Consider the following 25427-nt stretch of genomic DNA (forward strand, 5'->3'; position numbering starts at 1 on the left):
AACGATTTTTTAGGTTATGTTTTTGTTTATAAAAATTTTAGCAAATAAAGATTTTTCAGGGGGTTATTTTAATGATATTTATCATTTTTGAAGCTATTTATGGCAAATTAATGACTTGCACAGTGTCACCAACGTGTACTTTAGAAATGTCCTCTGGAAGGTAAACCATAGCGTTAGCAAGCGCAAACGATCTAAGCATAGAAGAGGCTTGCCCATCTAAAATCGTAACTTTTTCATTTGCCATATGTGCTTTTAGAAACTCTGCTCTTTGACCTTTTTTAGTGTATTCAGAATCAGAAATTACAGTACGCCAATTTAATTCATGATTGCGATATCCAGAGATTTTTAATAACGAAGGAAGTACATAAATATAGAAACAGCTTAAAGAAGAGGCAGGATTGCCAGGTAAAGCAAATATAGTTTTATCCTCTTTTTTGGCAAAGTACAGAGGCTTACCAGGTTTTTGCTTTACTTTATAAAAAACTTCTTTAACATTTAGTGCGCCAAGCGCTTTTCCTACAAAGTCATAATCTCCTACAGAAATACCACCAGATATTAGTACCACATCATGGGTGTTTATCATTTGATCTAGTAGTTGGCGAGTAGCTTCATAGTCATCTGCTACTTTGTGGGTAACAATATCAGTAAAACCCGATTTTGCCAATGTTGCTGCTAACATAACAGAATTACTTTCATATATCTGTCCATGAGCAAGAGTTTGTCCAGGAGGCACTAATTCGTTTCCTGTGGCAATAATTGCGATGGTAGGTTTTTGGTAAACAGTAATAGTGGTGATCCCTAAACTTGCCAAGTATCCAATGCCTGCAGGCGTTATTTCGGTTCCTTTTGATAGCGCAATATCACCTTTTTCTATTTGTTCACCAGCAGGGCGAATATTACTATGTAGTCTAGCTGTTTCTTGAAGAGTAATTGTAATATTGCTAACAGTTACTTTTTCTTGCATGATTACTGCTTTTGCAGTTTTAGGAACCGGTGCACCAGTAAAAATCCTGATAGCTTCTCCCTTATGTAATAGTATCTCTTTTTCATCACCAGCTTTAACTTCGCCAATCAGTTTAAAAGTCATATCATCAATAGAGCCCAAAGCATATCCATCCATTGCAGATTGGCGAAAAGGAGGCATACTTATAGGAGAAGTAATGTCTTTTGCTATAACGAACCCTAAAGATTCAGATAAAGGTAAGGGAATGGTTTTCGGCGTAGTTTTTGTATGGTTTTTAGTGAATTGCAGTGCTTGTTGTACAGATATCATAGTAAATCTTTTCTACATGCAAAGGTGCAACGAAATAATCAAATTTGATAATTGAGAAGGAATAAGATTTAGATTCTCAATTAATTGATAGAATTTGTAAAATCCTTAAAAAATAAAAATATATTTACACGTTATTCAAAGAAAAAATATTTTTTCACCCAATATTAAAATCAAAAAAAAGATTTTAATATGCAATCGTCAATAGTGCAGGAAGATAACAACAAAATAATAGCAGGAATCATTGGTAATGATGACAGAGTTCTTAAGACTTTTTATGAAAGGCACTTGCCGATGGTCACCAGTTATGTTATCAAAAATTCTGGCAATGAATATGATGCAAAAGATGTTTTTCAGGATGCAATGGTTATTGTTTATGAAAAAATAAAAGAAAGTACTTTGGATATACATTGCTCTTTAGGAACCTATGTCTACGGAATTAGTAAAAATTTATGGAGAAATAGACTAAGACGAAATAGTAAGGTAATGTCTCAGGATGCTCAGATAGATCAAAGTGAAGAAGAAGTGGCTCTAGAGAACATAGAAAGAAAAGAGAAAATACTTTTAATTCAAAAGTATTTATTAGTATTAGGAGAAGGATGTAAGGAAATTTTAATGCTCTTTTTTAGTGGACATAGTTTAAAAGAAATCGCAAAACAAAGAAACCTTTCTGAATCATATGCTAGAAAACGAAAGTTTATCTGTCAAAAGAAATTCATGGTAATGATTGAAAAAGATCCAGTTTTTAAAGAACTAAAAGAATCATCTAATTACGAGTAAATCATGAAAAGGACTCAGGAGTTATTTGAAAATATTGATGCATACCTAAAAGGCGACTTAAAAGGCGAAGATTTAGAGCTGTTTGAAAACGCGCTGAGATCTGATGTAAGACTACAAGAAGAAGTCAAAAAGTATGAATTAGTAAAAGATGCATTAAAAGATGAAGATATTATCAAGTTTAGAGAGAAACTAAGAGATATTGACCATGAGATAGAACAAGAAAAAATTAGTGCAACTATACCGAAAAAATCATTTAAGCAGTATTATAAAATTGCTGCTGTTTTTATAGCAATACTGGGGATATCATCATTATTATGGTTATTTAATCCTTTAGAAAGGGATCTGTATGCAGAATACTATGTCCCTTACCCTATAAGTGAACTTACACGAAGTAATGAAGTTACCACGATAGCCGAATTGAAAGAAGTGTCTGGCTACTATAAAAGAAAAGAATACGTAAAAACGATTCCAATTCTAGAAACCCTTACATTAAAGTATCCCAAAAATGATAAATTAAGACTCTATTTGGGTAATAGCTATCTTAATACAAATCAGGAAGAAAAAGCAATTTACCTATTTGAAAATGTGCTACATAATGATACATTTCGTAACGATGCTTTATGGTTTTTATCATTAACTTATATAAAGGAAGATAATAAAGATAAAGCTATTATTTTGCTTAAAGACCTAGCATCTTATGAAAACTTGTATAAAAAGAGTGCTATAGATTTGCTTGAAGATTTGCAGTAATTATAACTACATTTTACTCTAATATGACCATCACACCAAACAATCGTCTAGTGCCATTATTGTTTTTTTGTTTATTTATTTTCTCTATTGGTATTACAAATGCACAAACGTCAAAAGACACACTAGTAGCCTCTCAAAATTTTAAAGAAGCCGACTCTCTTTTAAGAGATAGGAAATACAATACATCTATCGATCTTTTTGAGAATGCATTAACGATCTATCAAAAAGAAAAAGTTTGGGAAAAAGTGGCAAGTTGTCACAATAAGATTTCTGAAAATCAATGGAAAAATTCTGATTTCGAAAAATCTATTCTCAATGCTGAAAAAGCTCTTGAGATTAGTAGCAAGTATCTTACAAAGGGGAATAAAGAAGAAGCTTATGCTTATGATAATATTGGTAAATGTTATGAAAAAAGAGCATTGTATAAAGATGCAATGTTAAACTATCAAACAGCTCTTGAAATAAGGGAAAAACTTTATAAAAGCATACATGCAGATATCGCAAAAAGCTATCATAATATTGCTATAATCTATTATAGAACAGATGGATTAAACAAAACCATAGAATATTTCAAAAAGGCTTTAGATATAAATATTAAGACAAAGGGAAAAAATAACATTAGAAATGTAGCATCATATAATAACTTAGCTATTATGGCTAGTCAACTTGGTGATTATGATGGGGGACTTGAATATTGTCAAAAAGGATTGGCTATACTTAATACAAAGAAAAATAAAGACAACTTATATCTTAGTGGCGTCTATAATACAATTGCTAATCTTAATACTAAACTGGGTAATTTTACGACCGCACTTGACTACACGTATAAATCTCTTAAAATAAGAGAAAAAGAATTTCAAAACCATCCCAAACTTGCTTTAAGTTATACAACTTATGGAAATCTTTTAGCAGAAAAAAAGGAATACAAAAAGGCTTTAGAATATATAGAAAAGGCACAGGTGATTTATGAAAGCAAACTAGGAAAAAGTCATCCTTATGTTGCTGAAGTATATTTTTATAAAGGAAATATTTACACAAAATTAATGCAGTATTCTGACGCTATTAAGTATTACAACGCGGCTATTGCAATCGAGAGAGTGAGTTTTGGGGAAGACCATGGAGCCGTAATTACTTCGTATCAAAAAATAGGGATTGCTTATCAAAAAATGGGAGACTACCTTTCATCTTTAAAATATTATCAGAAAGCTCTTGATTTATATACTAATGCCTTGGGATCAAATCATCCTAAGGTGGCTTTGATGTTAAACCATATTGGGGAATTGTATTTTGAACAACAAGAAATTAAAACCGCACTAGAGTACTATTTGAGAGCTGAAAAAGCAAACTCGGTAAATGATATTAAAAGCAATACTTCTGAAAATGCATATGTAGATTCTAATATACTAGTAACAACACTTAAAGGAAAGGCTAAATCTTTACAAAAAATATTTATAAATAGTAGAGATGTAGATAAGCTTGTCCTTAGTGTCAATACGTATAAAAAAATGGATACTCTTATTAATACTTTAAGGCATTCTTTGAATAATTATCATGACAAAATATCATATGCACAACGGGCTAAAGAAATTTATACAGAAGCTATTCAAGGACAATTATTGTATTATAATGAAACTGGAGAACAAAAATATCTGGAGTCGGCAGTATATTATGCAGAAAAGAGTAAGTCAAATACTTTAAAAGAAATGTTAAGTGATAGCAATGCTAAACATTTTTCTGGACTACCTGTTGAATTAATCGAATTAGAGAAGAAAGTAAAAATAAATAGGTCTTTCTATCAATCAAAAATCACCGAAGAATATTCTGAAAAGACTGTAGATACCATAAAAATTGCTAATTATCAAAACAAATTATTTGATGTTAATAAAAAACAAGACTCTATAACACAAGTCTTAGAAAGAAATTATCCTAAATATTATAAACTTAAATATAATGATGATATCGTAAAGGTTTCTGATATCCAGAGAAATTTGGGTGATATGAGTACACTACTTGAATTCTTTACTGTAGATAATGTCACTTATGCTTTTACGGTTTCTAAAAATAATATTGGAGTAAAGAAATTAGAAACTCCAAAACTTACGTCACAAATTGAAGAGCTTAAAAAGAGTATTATCTCAAAAAACATAACAAATTTTAAGCAAAAAGCATATGCATTATATAACGAACTAATATATCCCATTAAGGATAAGTTCGTTGGTGATGAACTCATTGTTATCCCTGATGGGGAATTATGGCATCTTAATTTTGAACTATTACTTAGTCAAAATGACGTTTCAGAAAACGCAGGAGCACTATCCTATTTGTTTAAAGAATATGCTATTACTTATGCCAATTCTGCAAATCTACTATTCAACTCTTTTAAAGAGAAAGCGTTAAGAGACGAACGAGAAGAGTGTTTAGCATTTTCATTTTCAGATTCGATAAATGCAGCAGCTTCAAAGAATATGAGCCTAGCGGTCTTAAGAGATAGTGGTGATGATTTGCCGGGAACACGTAAAGAAATTAAAGTTATTTCGGATATTATCGATGGGCAATATTACTTTGGAACAGAGGCAAATGAGGTAAACTTCAAAAAAAATGCAACACGTTATAAGATACTTCATCTGGCACTACATGGCGAGGTCGATAATGAAAACCCAGAAAATTCTAAACTCTTTTTTACCAAATCTAAGGATACTATAGAGGATAATCTACTATATGCGCATGAGTTATTTGCATTAGATATTCCATCAGAACTTACTGTACTAAGTGCTTGTAATACGGGAACGGGAAAAATTGCTAAAGGCGAAGGGATTATGAGTTTAGGTAATGCGTTTCAATACGCCGGCACCAAAAGCTTATTATTAAGCAGTTGGGAAGTTCCGGATGATACTGCACCAGAATTGATGCACTATTTTTATACCAATCTTAAAAGCGGTATGAATAAGGGTAAGGCTTTACAACAAGCTAAATTAAAATATCTTACTACCGCCGATCGATATCATAAAGCACCGTTTTATTGGGGTGGATTCTATCTAGTAGGGGATAGTGCGCCTATAGAGTTTAACACTACAAGTTTTTGGTACTGGATTCTCGGATTTTGCGTATTAGCTATACTATTAATTGGTTTATTTTATTATCGACGAAAGCGCATATAGTATTGTAGTCGGTTTTGACTATGAAAATTAGACTATAGCCACTCAATTTTAAAGTAATATGGTCTTAAATTTATATTTCTTGATAAAGTCATGGGCCTTTTTGGCCTTCTGTTGGGCGATTTTGACGAAAATTTGCGTGTTACTAGCCTAGATTTGAGTCAATAACATTAAAATTTTAAGGTGTTTTCTTAAAAATTAGATCGTTCATGTCTAATTTTTAACCTAAGAAGTTAAAAATTGTACTCTCAATGTTAAACCGAAGGTCTTTTTGACTCATCAGAAGGTCTTTTGAGTTAAACATTCCGCATTTGTTACCGCTAGTCTGTGCCTTAAATCCCTTGGTTAGCGCTCGAATCCTTTCGGGTGTATAAAATGAGTACTATTCTACTTTATCCCATAAATCCGGTTTGATCTATTTCTATAACCGCAGTACCAGCTTGATAATTTCTAGCACTCGAATAACCGCTCCGCAAAGTCTCCCGACTTTGAGGAATAATCAAAACGGTAAGTTGAAATAATAGAATAAGTAAAAGCAGTCATCTTGATAAAAGATATGGCTGTTTCATTTTTTGAAACTACTGCATTTTATATTTGTGCCTATCTTGATAACGTCTCCTGCCAAGTGTAAATCTAAAACTGTTAAAAATGAAAGAAGGGTATATTATTAGAGATCAAAGCAAACCTCATTTTATTACTGCTACCGTAGTAGATTGGATTGATATTTTTTCAAGACAAACATATCGAGATATGATCATTGATTGTCTAGATTTTTGTATAACAAATAAAGGAATGCTGCTGTACGGATATGTTATTATGAGTAATCACGTACATTTAATTATACAATCACAAGAAGGAAAGTTATCTGATCTGATACGAGATTTTAAGAAGTATACAGCTGTAACTATTTTAAAAAAGATTCAAACAGTACCAGAAAGTCGTCGAGAATGGATGTTGGAACGATTTAAACTTGCAACTCAAAGTCATAATAGGAATAAAAATTATCAATTTTGGAGATATGGTAACCATGCAGAAGAAATATATTCTCAAAAGTTTATGTGGTCCAAGTTAGATTATATTCATTTAAACCCTGTACGCTCAAGAATTGTTTGCAAAGCTTCTAATTATTTATATTCTAGCGCCAGTAATTATGTACATGATTATGGGTTACTAGTAATACAAAAAGTAGAAAACCCGATAATTAATGTGCATAAGAAAGACTCATTTTATAAAAGTATTAGTTGGTCAAATTATCTCAAAGTCGAGAGACTTTGCGTAGCAATTGGGAGCAAGGAGCCGGTCTAGTAAAAAACCAGCTACAAATCAATGTAACTGGTTCTTAGTATTTATAATTCTTCTTTGATCATTCCGCTAAGTCAGGAGACTTTGCGGAGCGGGGTTTTTTAGGACTAGTAAGTTGTATATTTTTAATCTACTGCATCTAATAAACTTAGATCTTCCCAAACATCAACATAGCTAGCATTATCTGCAATCAAAAACCTCCAACCTGGTTCAAGACCCAAAAATTTTATTATTTCTGGGTAAATTTCTATTAAGTGATGTAAATGAACTGGTTCAAAAAAAGTATCATCGCTTTTATCAAAATCTTCTCCTGACCATATGTACCAACCTGTTGTTTGGTCATGTATAGGATGGCGTAAACCATTAATAGGATTTTGCTTTGGATCAAAGTTTTTTCCTAAGCCTATGAACATATCCCAATCAGCCTCAGCATAATTTGCTTCATATTGACGACAGATTTTTCTTTGTTCTTCAATATATTTATTAATTAAATCCATATTCTTTTTTCATTTCTTTTGAAAATTTACTCATTGCTGCACCCTCCTTATTTGAACAATTTGTACATTCAGGTTGTATTGCACTATTACTTCTCATTTTTGTTTTGTCAATTGTTCCAGTTTCATAGTATTCTTCTACCAGAGCTTTTTTGTGCCCTGCGATATATTTATCAACTTTATTACCACATTTAACACAACCTGTTTCTTTCCCTACTTCATTTACATAATTTCTCATTGAAGGTGTTGTCGCATTTGAAGGCCTTTTGTAAGGTGCCGTTATAACTGGCTTAACTTTTGCTGGTGTAGTGCCTGGACTAATTGATACAAGGTCATCAGCTTTACTAACAATTTTAGTGCTAGTTGTAGCTGCTGAGGTTGCTCCATCAGTAGCAATGCTCGTTGCGACATCAAAAGCAATTCCTGTGGACCATACTCCAACAGCTTGTTGTCTACTAATACCTTCTTCTGCAGCTATTTGATTAATAGAGGAATCAACAGAATTACCTATCGCATTTACCACACCTTCTACATCACCATTTGTCGCAGCTCTTACACCATTCCCTAGGTTTTCAGTAAAAATGGAGTTCCAAATTATAGAAGAACTCACTGATGCTGGTACACTGCCAATAAGTTTAAGTGTATTCCATGCGCTAACAGCTTTGCGCTTAACAGCAATAGCTATTTGTTTACTTTGTGTAAGAGGAACAGCATCTCCTGGAGTTCCACAATCCCCATTAGGACATGGCATATTACCATCAGGATCAATAAAAAATATAGGATTATCAAACGCATAGTTATACGGAGAATGCCTTCGCATAGCTTCTGCAAATGGATCCAAATTCATCCACCTACCTAAAGAGGCTTCGTAATTTCTAGCTCCAAAATCTAGCCATTCTAATCCAAGTTCATCGTTTTCTTCTTTACCATTGTAACCATAGTTATGTTTACGTCCAGTAATAGTATTATTATATCCTTTATGCGTTAATCCAAATGGATAATAATTTTTTTCCTCTTTAATCTCCAGTGCTCCGCGAGTTAACCCTATTTCATGAATTACAAATGAAGTGGTCTCATCGAGATGAGTATTGTTTTTATCTACACGCAGTACTAGTTTGGTCCCTGTTTTTACAGTATACTCATATTGATGATTTCCTGTTTGCAGGTTTCCATCAAGGGTATTCCAACTTAGGTGCGATCCACTACTATCTAGTTCCTGTATATACAATCGCACATTGGCATTTGTACTTGACTTGTCAAAGTCGCAATATACGGTTAGCTGTTCTCCAGGGACAAATACTTCATTGTTTAGTAGATGTTTTACACCAGCCCAACTGTTTTGAACCCTTGCTATCAAGCTACCTGGAAAACCAGAAATGCTGGCAGATCCATTAGGTTGCCAGCCTTCAAGATTATTACGATCTACAAAACTACTGGATAAGATTTGCTCATAGTCATCATTGGTATCTGTATAACTAAGACGTATATTACCTAAGTGATCTTTATGTTGGTATACATAGTTAAAACCATCACCAAGGTTACTTTGGTTTTTGGGTTCTACATATCCCTCTGGATGATGCATAAATTTTAAGAACGTACCTGCGCCACCTATAGTCTCATAGATATAGTTACCTGTATAGTGGGTAATATTTCCATAAGGACCTACTTTTTTTTCTATTTTTGTGCCGTTGGCGTCATAAATATACTCAATATAATTGGTATGATTTACGGTTACTTTTTTTGGTAGATTTAAATGATTATAGGTGATGGGGTTATTTTGGGAGATTCCTTTGTTTTTATCCATAACCATATTACCATTGTCGTCGTAATCATAATCATCTTCAGAAGTGTTACCATCTTTAAACCCGTAGATAGAACCAGTGATGTCTGTTACACTAAGTAGTTGATTTCCTTTGTAGGTATAGGTAAGGTCATCCATAATACCAAAACTAGAGGCGTTTGCATTGGTATGACCAGAACGATTTAGACTTAGAATATTTCCGTTTTGATCATAGCTAACCGAGTTCAAGTTGTATTTACTCGTATTGTCTTCGGCTTTGGTAATTCTATTAAGTGCATCATACTCATAGTTATATGTTTTTTGAGATGCGTCTTCTGATGCCGTTCTCCAATGTATTTGACTTATGTTACCGTTGTATAGAGGGGTTGCTTCCGCCGTGGGATGGCTATAATTAATTTGCATCCCAAACAAATCTCCTGCGCCCATGGCAATGGTACTGATATCTCTAAGATCATCTTCTTCTCTTTGACTATGATTGTTAATACCACTTAACCAACCTTGTTCGTTATAACGATAATCTACCGACTGTAGGGGTTTGTTTACCTTATTCCCAACATCTTTGCTTTCTAGCTGCCCCAATCCATTATAGGTATTATCAACGATAAGTTCACTCGTAACAGAAGATTCTTCTATTCGGGCAGTGAAAGCATTTGACGTACTTGCAGATATTGTTGTATTAGGTAAAATGATAATACGTTCTGTTGCGACCAGATCTGTGTTATTAGTTGGATTTTCTGTTACTGAGATTATGTCTGGATAATTTCCAGCTGTATCAGAAAGCTCTTTATTATCAATCTTATGATGATGTGTGTTTAATCTTCCTATATGATCATAAGTATATTCATCTAATGAATATATATAATCTCCTGAATTCCCTTTTCTATGAGTTAGTTTGTTTTTTAATACTTTACCCGTAAAATCATATAGTGTATGTGTTAATTCATAAGTATCCAAATACTCATTGGTCCTTAATATGGCTACAGGTCTACCTTTACGATCATAACCAATATTTTCATTAATCCATTGATTGGTATCTAAAACTCTGGTTTTTGTAACAACCGCTAGCCCGGTAGGAGTAGTAAGGTATTCTTGTTCAAAAGGTTGTTCTGATAAAAAACTTAGGTTAGACATGTTGTTGTAGGTATCATAGTAGTTGATCGTTAATAACTGATCAATTTCTTGCGGAAAGACATTATTGGTATAATGTACCAAAGTGCCATCTATAGTTTGTGATACGCCGCAAGTAGTGGTACTCTTACTTAATCTAGGAGCTCTTACTTCTATAGGTTGTGTTCTGCATTCATTTACCTCTGTGGCGTCGTCAGCTAATTGTTGTAGTGTACTAAAACCTTGATCAGTTTCAGCAACATAAATTCCTGTATATACTGCTCGATTAAAATCATCATATTTGGTAAACAACCACTTATTATCGGTTCTTAGGTTAGCATCTTGAGTTAATATAGGACGATCTAAGGTGTCATAAACTATATATTCCCATCCTTTTCCTGGGATTTTTTTCTTACGTAATCTTCCCTTTTCATCATACAAATATTGATAACACAATTCGTTAATATCCGTCTCAGATAATATGGTTTTCTTAGCAGCTAATGGCGGTATAACAAACGAAAGCTGTAAATGTTCGTCATACACATAATAGGTGTCGTGAGAAATATTATCATTAAATGTTCGCTTTAAAACTATTTGCCCTCTTGTATTGGTATACTCTTCTACAGTATGGTTTTGGCCCATAGAAGGTATCCAATTTTCGTCTTTTGTGATGGATTTATAGAGAGTTCCTGTGCCGTATATATTCGCATCTTTGTTAAGATATGTGTGATAATCAATAATATTATCACTATCCTCATATGATACATGATATTTGGATATATTATCATTGGTTGTATTTAATGCATACTCATAACTTATTACACCTTGCAAATTAGAGGTTCTTGCAGAACGATCCATTGGCATTGCTTGAGATTGTATCCTGTGTAAGGGTGACTTGTAAAAGGTTTTTTGAACTCTTCTGGAAGCTATATCAAAATGAGTGTCAAATAAATATTCATCAGAAAGATCAGAAGCATATTCTATAAAATCTCCATTATTATTTGATTGACTAAATGGAAGATGTTCGCTACTTGATCTGCCGTATTGATCATAATACATCGGTACAATAATATCTTCACGATTACCTCCAGCTCTTACCTCAATATTTTGAATGGGTCTTCCTAATCCATCAAAATAGGAAACAGATTGTATAACTGAATCGCGATCTAGTGTAGATAACTCTGTTTCGGTAACAGCTACTTGATATGCTTTTGTGCTAATATAATTCTTGTCGTTACTTTGTGCATTGATGTATAATCCTAGCAATAAGCATACTGAAATACTAATTTTTTGTATATAATTGCTCATAGCTTATTGATTTTTATAGTTATAGTTATACTCTTGCAAAACTTTTCCATTATAATCTTTTATGAATTTCAGTCTATTAAATGAATCATAATTATAATAGGAGGTAAGTCCCTTAGGATCTGTACTACTGGTCATACCTATAACCGGGTCGTAAGTATAGGTGGTTACCATACCTTTTGGGTGCTGATTTCGAAGTTGTTGTAATTCGTTTCGTAAAGCTTGTTCACTACAACTATTTTCACTACAACTATCAGTATCTTGATCTGATAAGTTGGTCAGATTATCAATAAAATCATAAGAAAGATCACTGTAGGAAACGTTAGATAAAACGGCTATAGGAAAGCTTCGGTGATAACCCCAAATATAGGAAGTGATAGGGCCATTTTCTTTTTCTTGTACCTCTATAGGGTTGCCATAATCATCGTATTGCAAGATTTTACCGGTAACGAAACCATCCCCTGGGTACCCTTCTTTTTTGGTTTGGGTATACTCCATAAATGTTTTGTCTTCTACACCCCATTGGTTATAAAATAGCTTTGTTTTGGTCTCAAATTGAGATGATCCGTTGGTTTTAGACATTACCAATTCGCTAACTCTGTGATCATTATCTCTATTAAGACTTTCTATAATGTTTTTTTGAGCGGTTGAAATGTCGTTAAGACCATTAATATCATCAGGATAATAATATCTGGTATCAGATAGAAGACCGCTATTAGGAATAGTACTATTATAGTGTTTTTTTCTGGTGGTATTTAGCGTTTCTGGGTTATAAGAATAGGTAATACTATCGGTGATATGTGTATTTGTTCCTACATTATATGTTTTGACAACTTTACTACTTATTAAATTGTAAGTAGAATTTAAATAATAATTTCTCATTGCTCCCACGGCATTTATTGTTGATATATTATTTGAAGCCAACATAGGAACAATTTTTATAGCTTCCTGACTATGCTTGGTAACATCAATATCATATGTATTAATCTCTTCAGATACTTTCAAGAACTCCTCATTATGCCAGCGATGCACAGTTTTAGACAATAATTTACCACGTTTATATTCCAGATCATCTTTTGGGCTATATGGGTAGTCTTGTATATTGGGGTCTATTGAGAGTGTTCTAAAATTTTCGAAAGAAAAATCTGAAAAGCTTTTTTTTGCAAAAAAAGTATAGGTGTATTCAATTTTCCCTGTGCCGTAACCTGCTTCATGCTCAGTAACTTTTGTATATCCAGTATAGCTACCACTAGTTCTAAATAAGGGAACACTGCTGTTTGACGTATAAAACATTTGGAGGTGCGGATATTTAGTTAGATAGGCAAAACGCGTAGTTTCGTAAATGTCAAAACACGTTTTGACATAGGCTACATCTTGAAAATAAGGTTTAGATACTAAATTACCTGATGATTTCCCTAAGGTATCTTCATAGGTATACTTTTTTGACATGTTACTTAAACTTTCTTCATCTGTATTCGAAATAATCTCTGCTATCCTTAATCCACCAGTTAATGTTTCGGTATCAGGTATTTTATCTTTAAAAGTAGTAAACCACATTTCAAAAAGAGGATCACCATTACCTGGTCGTGTAAGATCTATAGGAGTTTCTTCGTATTGTACACCCCTTCGTCCAAGTAATTTATAGGTACCTGCTTTTAGATTAAGCATGATTTCACCAGATCTAATAAATACTCTATAGATATCTGTGTTTGACTGTACATCTACCAATGTAATATCCCATGGGCATGAATCCTCATCTCCTTCATCAACAGTACAAGGAATATCATAATAAAATGTAATGTTTTGAGAATCATGACCTGAAAGTTCAAGGTTTTTAACTTCAAATTCCATCTCGAATTTAAAATCACGTCGCTCAATAGATCCATCATTTGTGATGTATTGCGTATCTAAATCACTAAAGTCATGTCTAACCTTTTCTGTAGAATTAGAAATGGTATATAAATCTATATCTTCTTCGATACGGTTGCTCTCAAAGATAAATTCTTTACTACCTCCAGTTGGATAGGTAATCTTTTTTAGGGTTCCTACTTTACATTTTTCTTCATAAACAGAACGATCTGCGGTACCCACTAATTCTGACTTCCCATTAGGTCCGGTAAAAAAGTTACGATGTTGATAATAATCTAATTGAATTAAATTAGTATTAAGCCGCTCTCCATTGAAATATCCCCAAAAATCCTGCGCAGTAGAAAAACGAGAGGGCATTTGATTAGGGGATTCATAGTCGAATTTATACCTTTTGTAATTATTAGTATCTGCTTGATTATTTACAATGGCATATTCCCTAATGTTATCTAGAAATAACCTTTTTCTTGCATATTCCAGAGGCTGGGTATCGTTTAAGTGTTCATCAATAAACGGATAACCATTGTATATCTTTGTTCCTGAATATGAAGAGTTATCTGTGGTATAAAAATGAAATAATTCAAATTGCTTTATCAAAAGATCAGAGGTGTCATAGATGGAAATATTTCGTAACCTATGTGAATTTGATAAATCTTCTCTTTCGACACTTTGATCTTGTTCAAATATCACTTTACCATGATTAAAATTGATCTGACTTACCCAATACTCATCATAGGTACTTTGTCCAAAGTATTGCTTAAGTTTAGATCTTGGCTTTTTACATCCTAAAGAAATAGGTACTACATTTGGATGTACCAACCATTCCACAATTTCTTTTACTTCAGATTTTCGATAGATATAAGAAACATTAGTGTTTTTTTGGTAATCAAAGGTTACGGACTCTTCGGCGATAGGATCATAAATTTCTTTTAAGAACCATGAGGACACGTATTCTTGTGTTTCCTGATCGGCATCTTCTGTACTATCAATGCGATAGTCGGTAAAAGAATATGACATTTCCTTATTAAAACCTCCTCGTATTTCTACATCGCTACTAGTATGTAGTCTATCCTTTCCAAAATAATATTTTACTCCGTTAGGTCCAGTTATTGTAAAGGAAGATATTCTTTTACCATTGTTTGCATTTTCGGTTTCATAAGTTATTTTTAAGGGAGAGTGTTCTGTTAGTACGGGTAATTTTGTAGTTTGATCGAAGTAAAAACTTCCAGAGTACCCATTAAAACTAAAACTAAATAAATCAGGTTCATAATCTCGTTCTCCGATACTGGTGTAAAAAATTTCTTCTCGAAGATTTTCATTATTTCCTGAAGCAACCTGATTCTTAAAATAAGAGATTGTCCTGCTTGAATATAAAAAGCCTCTTTCATCAATCCCTCCACGAACCTGTCTCGTAATCATACCGCCAGCATTTAATGTCCAACCAATACCGGATCTAGAAGCTACTTCTTCTACTTTTATGCCTGAGGCATGATATGATAAAGATACAGGGACTGAATATCTTTTTTGATTAATCGTATATAAAGGGATATTAACCTGTGGTAATCCAGAGTATAAGTTTACAGGGGTCTCTATATATTTTCCTAATGCAGCTATTTCGGGCGTTGCAGGAGTGTAATTCATGTCACCTCCTGTACGATCATTTACTTCTTGTGAGTTTCCTACTAAGAATACTATACAAAAACACAAAAAGAGCGTGGTTGTTATATTTTTCATAATTAATACTTATTCTTAAACCGATATATCAGATGTGATTATTTTTTTTTGAGAAAAGCTTCAATCTTAGCCAGTCTAGCTTCAAGATTTTGGTTGTTTATTTTAAGTTGATCGTTGATCGACTCCTGTTTTTGGATCACTGTTTCTAATTTCGTATTTCGATTTTCTTGATTTACTATCTTCTTCTCCTGCGCAATCGTATACAACGTCAACTCCTCGATTTTTTCTAGGAGTTTTGCATTCATTTCTCCTAATTTGATGCCTTTTGCTTCAACTTCTTTTGCAGATGGGATATTGATAAGATGTCCTTTTGTAGCGATGTGATCTTCTACTTGTTGTAGGGTAGGTAGGTTGTAAGCTTCCTCAAAAACGTAGTCTGCCCATCCAACAAGATCTACTTTTACTTCTTTGGTATGTATGGTTCCATTCACGGCCAGTTTTGCATCTGGAGTGGTAGTACCGATACCTACATTACCATTAGCAATAAAATCGCCATTTATTAATGCTCCTCCATTATTTACAACCAACTTATAACCTTCATTACTTAAATATCCACCATATTGTCCTATAACAATTCTGGCATCTGAAGTAGGCATATGGATATAAGTAGCAAATTTTCCAGGTGCAGTTTCTGATCTATTTAATTTAAAAAAATGAGTTCCTTTGTGATCATCTAAATCTATCCAAGTAGATGTGTTATTAGAAACAAAATCATGTCTTAAATTTTCTGATTGATCTGTTATTCCAAATGCAGTATATCCAGAACCTGTATTGGTGGGATCAACAACGAATTCAAAAGTTCTTCGATCTGTTTTATACTCACGACCTATAGAAACAGGAATCCATCCATTACCTCCCAAACTACTAGAATCGAAAACCCCTTTTAGTCCGTTAACAGTTCCATTGGATTTTAAACTATTGGTGAAAATAGCATTACCTGTTTGGTCGTCGATACGTAAGCGTTCTGTGCCTTTGGTTTTTAATATAAGATCATTATTATATGAAGAGAATGCATTGGTAACTGTGTAAACGTCCCTATTAAAAATAATTTTAGGCCTATCAGTATAAATATGGGCCCACGATGTATTTTGTGCTCCCAAATCCAGATTTCCAGAAGAAGTTTTTACTCTTAACGCACCACCGGTAGAATTTCCTCGTATACTTCCATTAATATGTAATTTTTCCTGAGGTAAGCTTGTGCCTATACCTACATTTCCATTAGGCAATTCAGTAACTTGAGCAAAAAGTCCCGTTGTTATAATTAAAAAACCAGCGATAAATAATAACCTTTTCATAATAAGAGTGATTTGTTTAGTTTGTAAAAGTCAATTGGTTATTAATGTTCAAAAATGAGTTTAACCAATTTTCGTGGTTTAGTGTAACCAGAAAAAAAAATGATACCCTATTTTGTAAATTAATTTTGATTACCCATTAAAAAAAGGTCATGTACCCTTAATGTTATGGGTGTTTTTTCAGAAAGTGTATAAGATAAATACCTTAATATCCTATAGGAGTCATCATTAAAAGAAGAGGAGAATTATACTTTAAAAAGAAACAAAAGGTATTTTAAGAAGTAAAATCTGTGCGTTGTAAATAAAATGATTAGTGTTTACTTCATCATTGCCCAAGCTTCAGTTACATTTTTGTTGTAGAGTATTTCTCTTTTGGCACTTGATTTTTTTAAATCATTTAGCCATGCAATCTGTTGGGGGCTTAAATATTTTCTTGGAGATTGTCTTTTGCCCAACGCACTATTAATTTTTGTGCGCTGTAATTCGGTCATCGGGATATATTTATAATCGGTATGTTGTAAATAATAACTTTTATCTTTATCAGAAACCTTATAACTGTCATTGTTAGCAATTGGAAAAAAATCGGCTTCGGCAGCGTATTTTAAAAGATATTTTTTATCTAAGGTTTTTGAGTCATATCTTACTTTTACGACTTCGTTATGTCCTATAAAACCTGCTTCGGTTGATAAAACCCCATCGGCAGATCCAAGGTGTTTTTCTCCCGTCCAGAAACAATACATTTTAAAGTATGTTTCTTTTATGTTTCCAGTTTTATAAGATGTTAATTCTTCACCTAATAATTTCATGAAATCCGGAATTGACTTCTTTTCTGCTTTTAAAGCATTTTCCATTACTTTATATAAACCTATAGCCGAATAATCACTCGCAAGTCTTTTAACGATATCTTTTTCTTGCGTATTAATAATTCTGACTACTGGGTTATTCCAACTTGGTTCCTTAAATTTTTGCAGAATTAGCTTATCCTTTTTGCCTTTATTGTTATAAATCACTAAAGGAATAAATAGGTTTTCTATGACTTCGGTCATTAAAGGATGACTTAATACATTATGGCCATAATTTCTACAAGTAGCGCAACCAGGAACTTCTTGAAATAATATTAAAACAGATTTATCCTGTTCTTTGGCCAATTTTAGAGCCTCGTCATAATCCCGATACCAGCTTACTTTTCCTAGTTCCTCATCTTGATTTAAAGCAGAGGTCTTTTCTTGCCCAAAAGTTGATGTAAGAATAGTAATACATAACAGAAATAAACCAATATGTTTTTCAGAAAAATAACGCATACTATAGAATTTTATAAGGTCTTTAATTTTCTATATATGTCTAATTTTTTATGTAAAACTTACTAATAAGGCTAAGTTTGATAGCTTTTAAGAATAACCACTTCATAAAACTGGCGAAAAAGTAATTTACTTTTTCTTGTATTGAAACTCTTTTTCGAAACCTGCATTTTTATAATCATCAGTTTTAGGAAGAACGAATTGATATTCATTCATCATATCAATTTCTACGGTAAGGTTTTCTGCTTCAAACTCCATAACATGCCCTGCAAATTGTTCATCATCAGAAACAAAGTGTAAATGATATCCCGCAACATTTATATTTCCTATAAATTCAGGACAAAAGAATCCGATCATAGTACCAGAAAAATTCCCTCTTTCGAATACAGGGCGATTAGGAATCAACACATCTAAGCCTTTTACAAAAGGCTTATCTTGTTTGTGCAAACCACCACATTTCATTTTTTTAAAATCTCCATGAATCTTGAAAGCATAAAAATAGTTTTTAGAAGTAAGGTGCTCATTAATGATACTTCTTAAGCTATCATAACCATTTACTTTATCTATTTTAAAGGATTGTTCTGCATCAAAAAACGTTGCATTAGCATATGCGATTTTTGCGACATTGTCTGGTTTATGAACTTTTCCGTCTTCTGTAGCTTGATATAAAACACCATCTAACATAATTAATTCTCCGTCTAAAAAGTTATAGGATCCTAATGCCAGATCACCTTTGGATTTTAATTCTTTAGCATCGATATCCCCTTCGAATATTTTGTTTACAAATGCCCACCAAATAGAGTAATGATAGAAAAGATCAGGTTTTTCTTCAGAATTGTTTTTTGATATAGTGGTAGCGGTGTTTTGTTCTGGAGGAGCAATAATCTCTGGTTGTTTTGTCGCAGTATTACATGAAAATAGGATTAGTATTAAAATGATACTGTAAAAAAAAGTTAGCTTGTTCATGATTAGGTGATTAGTATGAGTTAAGATATTTGTGTTAAATTAAATAGTGTGTTTTTTTAAAACGTTGAAGTTAAAAGTTTCTTGCAATGGTTATGTCTTGTTTTACATGTTGTATTAGTTGACTCCAATCTAGCTTATTAGTTCTTGCTAACATCTGGGGGCTATAGTTTTTTTCTGAGATATGAGTGTATGCTTTCCAATGTTCTAAAGCTTCTTCTAAATATGTGATGGCATTGTTTTTATAGGATATTTGTTTTGTTTCTGTGTAAAAAGCAAGTGCAACTGCAGCTTCTATTTTTTTGGCATAATATTGTCCAAGGTATCCCATTGCCAAAATATCATCTAAAAGAACAGATAACTCTTGATTATCTATAGATTGTTCTTGCAGTTTTTTAATACCATTTCTTGATGATATAGCATGCGTATTAAGTCTGTTAACTATTTGCAAAGGAGTAATTTCATTGATTTTTTCGTTGGCAATAGTTGCTTTTGCAAAACTAGATGGGTTTATGATATTGCTTCCAGACATTGTGGGATTATCTATAAAATCAGTAACTTCTCTAAATCCACCAAGCGCTGGTCTTGCGATGCAGGCCTCTACAGACCACATATGATCCCAGTTTCGCCAATGAAATGTATTTACTTGAGGAACAATTTTTGAAGCTTCTTGCCAAGTTTTGTATAATAATTTAGAATCTATGCCTGGGAATTTTGAACTTAGTTTTTTTATAAAAAAGGTTTGATCTAATTGATTGTTATACCCTAATCTTCCCCAAAGCATAAAATTATACCAATGTTTTTTTATTTCAAGTTGTCCCGATAATTCTTGATGTTTACTAATAAACTCCTTACCCCATACATAACCATCTGACCCTAGTTGATATGCAGCGGTTCGTTCTTTTGGGAAGTTGTTAAGAAATGTTCTTACATAATCAGGATCTCCCCAACGATATACAAAAATATCGTCGTTTCTAAGGTTCCACCAGGAATCTAAGTCATAGGTTTTCATGGTTTTGATATGCTCATCTGCAAAATTTGGTGTAGGAGAAGAGTATAATCTAGCTTTGGCGTATTTGAAACTAACTTCAAAGGAGTCAGGGTACTCTCCCCAATATTTCATGATTTGTTCCATATCAGAATGCCATACTCTATGGATAAAATCAATTTTGCGATCTGGTTGTTCTTTTTTTGCATCTAAAATTCCAAGACCAAAAGATTCCCATAACCATTGTTCTCTATTATACTCACCTTCCCATTTTTTGGGCATATGTTCACCCGCGGTGACACCGATACCTTTTAGATCAGGGTAGGTTACTAAAAACTGCTTAACTGCCTCGCGATGATAGGCTATAGTTTTAGGGTTGTCCATTTGGTGGGTAATCCCATATTTTCCAGGCTTTTCATTTTTGATGTTGATCCCAAAAGTCTTGTAATAGGGTTCCATTGGTGTTGCAACACTATTTGGACATATATTCCAGGTAATAAAATAGGTGTCTATTCCTCGTTCTTTTGCATAACGCATCAGTTTTTGCCAGAAGATAATTTTTTCATCAATAGTGATTTTTTTAACCACTTTTAAATTATTCATTACGTTACTTGTTACGAGTTGAGGGTCACCCCATTCATTTTCTTTTCCTACTGGTGTTAATGTAGTAGTGCATACATCTTCTAAAGCAATGTCCGGATATTCTTCTAATTTAATCATCGAAGGAAAAGGATGAGGATTCCAGAAAGTAATAGCATTGTAACGATGTATAGCCATTTCATCAAAAAAAGTGGTCCAAAAATTCCAGTCCCACATGTTTAGAATATTTTTTTGTGCTGCATCGCCAGAATCATCATAGCTAGGCGTTCTTGCATCAAGAGGGATATTAAATTTAATCGCACGTTTTTTTATAAAAGGTTCGCCTTTTGTGTCTTTAATGAGATTGTTTAGTTTAATTTGCTCGGCTACTTCAAGACCACCGTACATCATCCCTTTATTATCTCCTCCAAAAATAACAATCTTGTTTTTTGAAGTTTGGACTCGATATGCTTCAGTTTTAAGACTAATGGTATCTAACAAAAATTCAATAGCGGGAAAATTTTCAGAATTTTGTTGACTTATTTTAGCTTTTTCAATCTCCTTAATGGCAAACTGCACTTCTGGAAGCGATTCGTGTTTTTCAGTTTTAGGAGTAGTACATGATAAAAAAATAATACTCGAAACAAATATAGTTTTCAGAATTGTTTTCATGTAAATAAGCAATTAATCTGGTTAGATAAATAGTAACATGAAAGTATAGAAAAAAGGAGATCGTACTTAAATCATATGGTTTCTAATCTAAAACATATGTATTTCTATATGCAACTGCATTTTAAAAGGAATATTTATAAACTTGTATTAAAGCTAGACTATCATTTTACCTAAAATCTCTTTCATCATCTTAGCCGCCAAAAAAGCAGTCATATTCTGAGTGTCTCTGTTAGGATTATATTCTACGATATCGGCACCAATAACGGGAGTATCTATGTTTTGAATTATTTCTAACACTTGTCTTGTCGAAAGCCCTCCTGGTTCATGGTGAGAAACTCCAGGAGCAAAAGCCGGATCAAAACCATCCATATCAAGCGATATATATAATGGGTTTTTAAAATTTGGGATCTTTTTTAGGTCTAGGTTTTTCATTTCATGAATTTCTACATCATATTTTGTGGCTTGTTCTGCTTGATGCGGATTTAAAGTTCTAATACCTACTTGAACCAATTTTGCAGCAAAACCATTTTCCATAATCCTAGCAAAAGGACAGGCATGAGAATATTGGTCTCCTTCAAACTCATGATACAAATCAGCATGTGCATCGATATGTAAAATATCTAGTACAGGATATCTTTGATGATATGCTTTAAGTATTGGAAAAGTTATCGAATGATCCCCGCCTAATGTAAATATTTTATCGGCACTAGATAGATGCTTTTTTGTAATATCTTCAATATCAAAATAGTCTAAGATTTCAAAATCTCCATTATCTTGAATATTTGGATTTTCAATTGTGATTCCGCTTTCGGTAAATAGATTCATGGCTCCGCAATGCAAAGCTTCCCTTATCAGAGGAGGGGCAAGTCTAGGTCCTTTTTGAAAAGAAGATTTTTCGTCAAACTGTATTCCTTGTATTATAATGTTCGCCATAACTAGTAACTATTTAAAAATGATGTTTTCTATTCGGATATCTTTAGGGTCTATACGCTTATTACAAGCTAAATGAACAGAATAGTCTAATTTTTCACCTAAGTTAATTGGGTATATATACCAAGTCACACCTTCAATTTGAGTTGTGTTTTCCTTGAATGTGAAAGAAGAAAAAGGAATTGATACTCCTTTGCCTACGCCTTTAGTGGTCGCTTCTTTTTTGGTCCAGTATTCATAATAGGTTAGTGTACTATTTTTAGAAATACTAATTTCGTTCCATTCTTCTTCAGAAAATTGAGTTTTAAAACTGTCTAGAGGTATGTTATTTCTTTTTTCAATATCAATACCCAGATTACAATAATTACTTATAGCACAAACAACATAGGATTGAGAATGCGAAATGTTAAAATTGATACTTCCATCTATAAAAGGTTTTCCAAAAGTATTGTATTGAAAATTAACTAATGGATCTTTGGTGTAACCAAATTTCTTAACCCCTTCTTTTACTAATAATCTTCCTAAAAGAAACGCTTGTTGATCTTGCCATCTTCTGTATGAATTAGCTTTGCTTTGCATTACTTTAGGTAGCTCTGCTAAGAGTTTTTTAAACCCATTTTGATGAAAACTTTCAGATATTTTAGTACAAAGAATATGGATCATTTTAGGTTGGTTAATTTATAAACAAAGATCGATATTTATTCCAGACTAATAATTTTAATTTATAAAAAGTCAAAGCATGCTGATTCTAGAATCAGCATGCTAAGAACATAAAAGTAATCACGAACTAAGTACTATTTTGTTTTTAAACTACTCCAGTTTTTATTAGCAGTAGCTAAAAGTTTAGATTCTTTTTCTGAGATCCATAGTTGCTTTGCATCTACTTCGACATCATTTAAGAATAAATAGTATTTTCCATTATTTACTACAAACTTGGTAGGATCTACTCTAAATTTTGCACCTGCATATACACCAAAAGCACAGAAACCACCGTATTGAGGCATATATTTTTGAGGATTTTTTTCAAAAGTTTTTTTCTGATCCTCAGAAGTAAAATAATATGCAATTTTATTATGAGTAGATTTAAATTGCTTTGATCCTCTTTGAGCTAGTCCTAAATCTAAATAAGATACGGGGCTATATCCGTGTAATCCTATTTTACTGTCATCGATATTGTTTGCTTTTTTATCTTGAGCAAAACTTACTGTACTTACTAATAAAGCTAGTACTACTATTGTTGATTTAAATAAATTTTTCATTTTTTTTAATTTTAATTTTTATTATTTTAATTATTGTGCGTTGAAATATTCTTCACGAGTTACTTTTCCTTCATTGTTCCAGGTACGACGGATGATTTCATGCCAGTAAATTTTGCTACCGTCTTTCATGTTGAAATCAAAGGTGAACTCTGAGGCAGATTCATTACCATCAACTATAGTAGCATGATGAGTAATTCCGTTTACTTGTGCAATTGCACCGGCAAATCCTTCCATTTTTTGAACCATTTGTTCTTTGTTAATAGTTGTTCCACCATTGTAGTCTGATGTTGAAGCGTTGTCTGCAAAAAATTGTTGAACTGCGTCTACTATGGCTCCTGTTGATACCACACTGTCCATTTCTGCTACTTTTGATTTAATATCCATTTTATAACTTTTAGATTAATGTTTTAATTATAGGGGCAAATTTAGAAGGACAATAAGGGTTTTGACCTACAAAAAAAACGCAAAAAATTGTACTTTCTGGATTAAAAAAACGCTGAAAATAGGAATCTTAGTTAGATCAATAATCAATTAGATATTTCTAGAGTTAAACTTGAAATTAATACAACAAAAAAAGGTATGGATTTTAACTCCATACCTTTTCTAAACAAAATTTATTACAATATTTTAATAGCTTATATGATATCTTTATATGAGATTAATAATCTTAAATTTCTCAATCTATTCGTGTTATTATATTATGCTTGTTGCGAAGTTACTGACTCAGGTTTATGTAGGTTTACTACCAATAATCAAAATCTTAAAACAGCAATTATATACTCTCAGGATAACAAAAAAAGAGAATAAAAGTCAAGGCATGCTGATTCTAGAATCAGCATGCCAAGAACATGAAAAAAATCACTAATCAAGTATTATTTTGTTTTTAGACCACTCCAATTTTTATTAGCAGTAGCTAAAAGTTTAGATTCTTTTTCTGAGATCCATAGTTGTTTTGCGTCAACTTCGACATCATTTAAGAATAAATAGTATTTTCCATTATTTACAACAAATTTTGTTGGGTCTACTCTAAATTTTGCTCCTGCATACACACCGAAGGCACAAAATCCACCATATTGTGGCATGTATTTTTGCGGATTGCTATCAAAAGTCTTTTTCTGATCTTCAGAAGTAAAGTAATAAGCGATCTTATTATGAGTTGATTTAAATTGTTTTGCTCCTCTTTGAGCCAAACCTAAATCTAAATAAGATACAGGACTATAACCTTGTAATCCTATTTTACTGTCATCGATATTGTTTGCTTTTTTATCTTGTGCGAAACTAACTGTACTTACTAATAAAGCTAGTACTACTATTGTTGATTTAAATAAATTTTTCATTTTTTTTAATTTTAATTTTTATTATTGTGCGTTGAAATATTCTTCACGAGATACTTTTCCTTCACTGTTCCAGGTACGACGAATGATTTCGTGCCAGTAAATTTTGCTACCGTCTTTCATGTTGAAATCAAAGGTGAACTCTGAGGCAGATTCATTACCATCAACTATAGTAGCATGATGAGTAATTCCGTTTACTTGTGCAATTGCACCGGCAAATCCTTCCATTTTTTGAACCATTTGTTCTTTGTTAATAGTTGTTCCACCATTATAGTCTGATGTTGAAGCGTTGTCTGCAAAAAATTGTTGAACTGCGTCTACTATAGCTCCTGTTGATACTACACTGTCCATTTCTGCAACTTTTGATTTAATATCCATTTTGTAATTGTTATAAGATTAATGTTTTAATTATAGGGGCAAAGTTAGAGGAGGAATAAGGGTTTTGACCTACAAAAAAAACGCAAAAAATTGTACTTTCTGGATTAAAAAAACTCTGAAAATGGGGGCTTAGTAAGATCAAATAATCAGCTATATATTTCTAGAGTTAA

Annotated in this window: 18 protein-coding genes; 4 read left to right on the forward strand and 14 right to left on the reverse strand. The window is 32.6% G+C overall.

Translation table 11 applies throughout. From position 1 onward, the window contains the following. Positions 1-97 precede the first annotated feature (97 nt). Positions 98-1273, reverse strand: a complete 1176-nt coding sequence (gene glp, locus D1816_RS18895) for a gephyrin-like molybdotransferase Glp (protein ID WP_118504880.1) — start codon at positions 1271-1273, stop codon at positions 98-100. Between the two features lie 189 nt (positions 1274-1462). Between glp and D1816_RS18900 the strand changes: the two genes are divergently transcribed. From D1816_RS18900 to D1816_RS18915, 4 genes are all read left to right on the forward strand, one after another. Next, positions 1463-2050, forward strand: a complete 588-nt coding sequence (locus tag D1816_RS18900; RefSeq protein WP_118504882.1) for an RNA polymerase sigma factor — start codon at positions 1463-1465, stop codon at positions 2048-2050. Between the two features lie 3 nt (positions 2051-2053). Further along, positions 2054-2800: a tetratricopeptide repeat protein gene (locus D1816_RS18905; RefSeq protein WP_118504884.1), complete on the forward strand. Its 747-nt coding sequence runs from the start codon at positions 2054-2056 to the stop codon at positions 2798-2800. 23 nt (positions 2801-2823) lie between these two features. Next, a complete protein-coding gene (locus tag D1816_RS18910) occupies positions 2824-5958 on the forward strand; it encodes a CHAT domain-containing protein (protein WP_118504886.1) in 3135 nt (1044 codons plus the stop codon). A gap of 645 nt (positions 5959-6603) precedes the next feature. Further along, a complete protein-coding gene (locus D1816_RS18915; protein ID WP_118504888.1) occupies positions 6604-7260 on the forward strand; it encodes a transposase in 657 nt (218 codons plus the stop codon). 122 nt (positions 7261-7382) lie between these two features. Here the strand turns inward: D1816_RS18915 and D1816_RS18920 are convergent, their stop codons facing one another. The 13 genes from D1816_RS18920 to D1816_RS18980 form a co-directional block, all read right to left on the reverse strand. Then, positions 7383-7754: a hypothetical protein gene (locus D1816_RS18920; RefSeq protein ID WP_118504890.1), complete on the reverse strand. Its 372-nt coding sequence runs from the start codon at positions 7752-7754 to the stop codon at positions 7383-7385. Next, positions 7741-11967, reverse strand: coding sequence for a DUF6443 domain-containing protein (locus D1816_RS18925; RefSeq protein WP_233565340.1), 4227 nt, complete (start codon positions 11965-11967; stop codon positions 7741-7743). Before D1816_RS18925 ends, D1816_RS18920 begins: the two co-directional genes overlap by 14 nt. Positions 11968-11970: 3 nt before the next feature. Continuing rightward, positions 11971-15564, reverse strand: coding sequence for a hypothetical protein (locus tag D1816_RS18930; RefSeq protein WP_118504892.1), 3594 nt, complete (start codon positions 15562-15564; stop codon positions 11971-11973). A gap of 38 nt (positions 15565-15602) precedes the next feature. Then, complete coding sequence (locus tag D1816_RS18935) at positions 15603-16859, reverse strand: hypothetical protein (protein ID WP_066316283.1); 1257 nt, start codon at positions 16857-16859, stop codon at positions 15603-15605. Between the two features lie 314 nt (positions 16860-17173). Continuing rightward, positions 17174-18157 carry a VPGUxxT family thioredoxin-like (seleno)protein, type 2 gene (locus D1816_RS18940; RefSeq protein WP_118504894.1) on the reverse strand — a complete coding sequence of 328 codons (984 nt, stop codon included), beginning with the start codon at positions 18155-18157 and terminating at the stop codon, positions 17174-17176. A 126-nt stretch (positions 18158-18283) separates the two neighbouring features. Then, on the reverse strand, positions 18284-19120 hold the full coding sequence (budA, locus tag D1816_RS18945; protein ID WP_118504896.1) for an acetolactate decarboxylase: 837 nt from the start codon (positions 19118-19120) through the stop codon (positions 18284-18286). Positions 19121-19190: 70 nt separating this feature from the next. Further along, positions 19191-21356 (reverse strand): hypothetical protein, encoded by a 2166-nt coding sequence (locus D1816_RS18950; RefSeq protein WP_118504898.1) that lies wholly within the window; start codon positions 21354-21356, stop codon positions 19191-19193. Positions 21357-21509: 153 nt separating this feature from the next. Further along, positions 21510-22289: an agmatinase gene (speB, locus tag D1816_RS18955; protein WP_118504900.1), complete on the reverse strand. Its 780-nt coding sequence runs from the start codon at positions 22287-22289 to the stop codon at positions 21510-21512. A 9-nt stretch (positions 22290-22298) separates the two neighbouring features. Continuing rightward, positions 22299-22949 (reverse strand): 4'-phosphopantetheinyl transferase superfamily protein, encoded by a 651-nt coding sequence (locus D1816_RS18960; RefSeq protein ID WP_118504902.1) that lies wholly within the window; start codon positions 22947-22949, stop codon positions 22299-22301. A gap of 131 nt (positions 22950-23080) precedes the next feature. Next, entirely contained in the window at positions 23081-23545 is a 465-nt protein-coding gene (locus D1816_RS18965) for a YHS domain-containing (seleno)protein (protein ID WP_066316297.1), read from the reverse strand. Positions 23546-23575: 30 nt separating this feature from the next. Then, complete coding sequence (locus D1816_RS18970) at positions 23576-23902, reverse strand: hypothetical protein (RefSeq protein WP_233565339.1); 327 nt, start codon at positions 23900-23902, stop codon at positions 23576-23578. Between the two features lie 515 nt (positions 23903-24417). Next, entirely contained in the window at positions 24418-24882 is a 465-nt protein-coding gene (locus D1816_RS18975; RefSeq protein WP_118504906.1) for a YHS domain-containing (seleno)protein, read from the reverse strand. A 21-nt stretch (positions 24883-24903) separates the two neighbouring features. Beyond that, entirely contained in the window at positions 24904-25257 is a 354-nt protein-coding gene (locus tag D1816_RS18980) for a hypothetical protein (protein WP_118504908.1), read from the reverse strand. Positions 25258-25427 lie beyond the last annotated feature (170 nt).

Origin of the sequence: Aquimarina sp. AD10 (assembly GCF_003443715.1) — a bacterium.
In the GTDB taxonomy this organism is placed as follows: Bacteria; Bacteroidota; Bacteroidia; order Flavobacteriales; family Flavobacteriaceae; genus Aquimarina; species Aquimarina aggregata.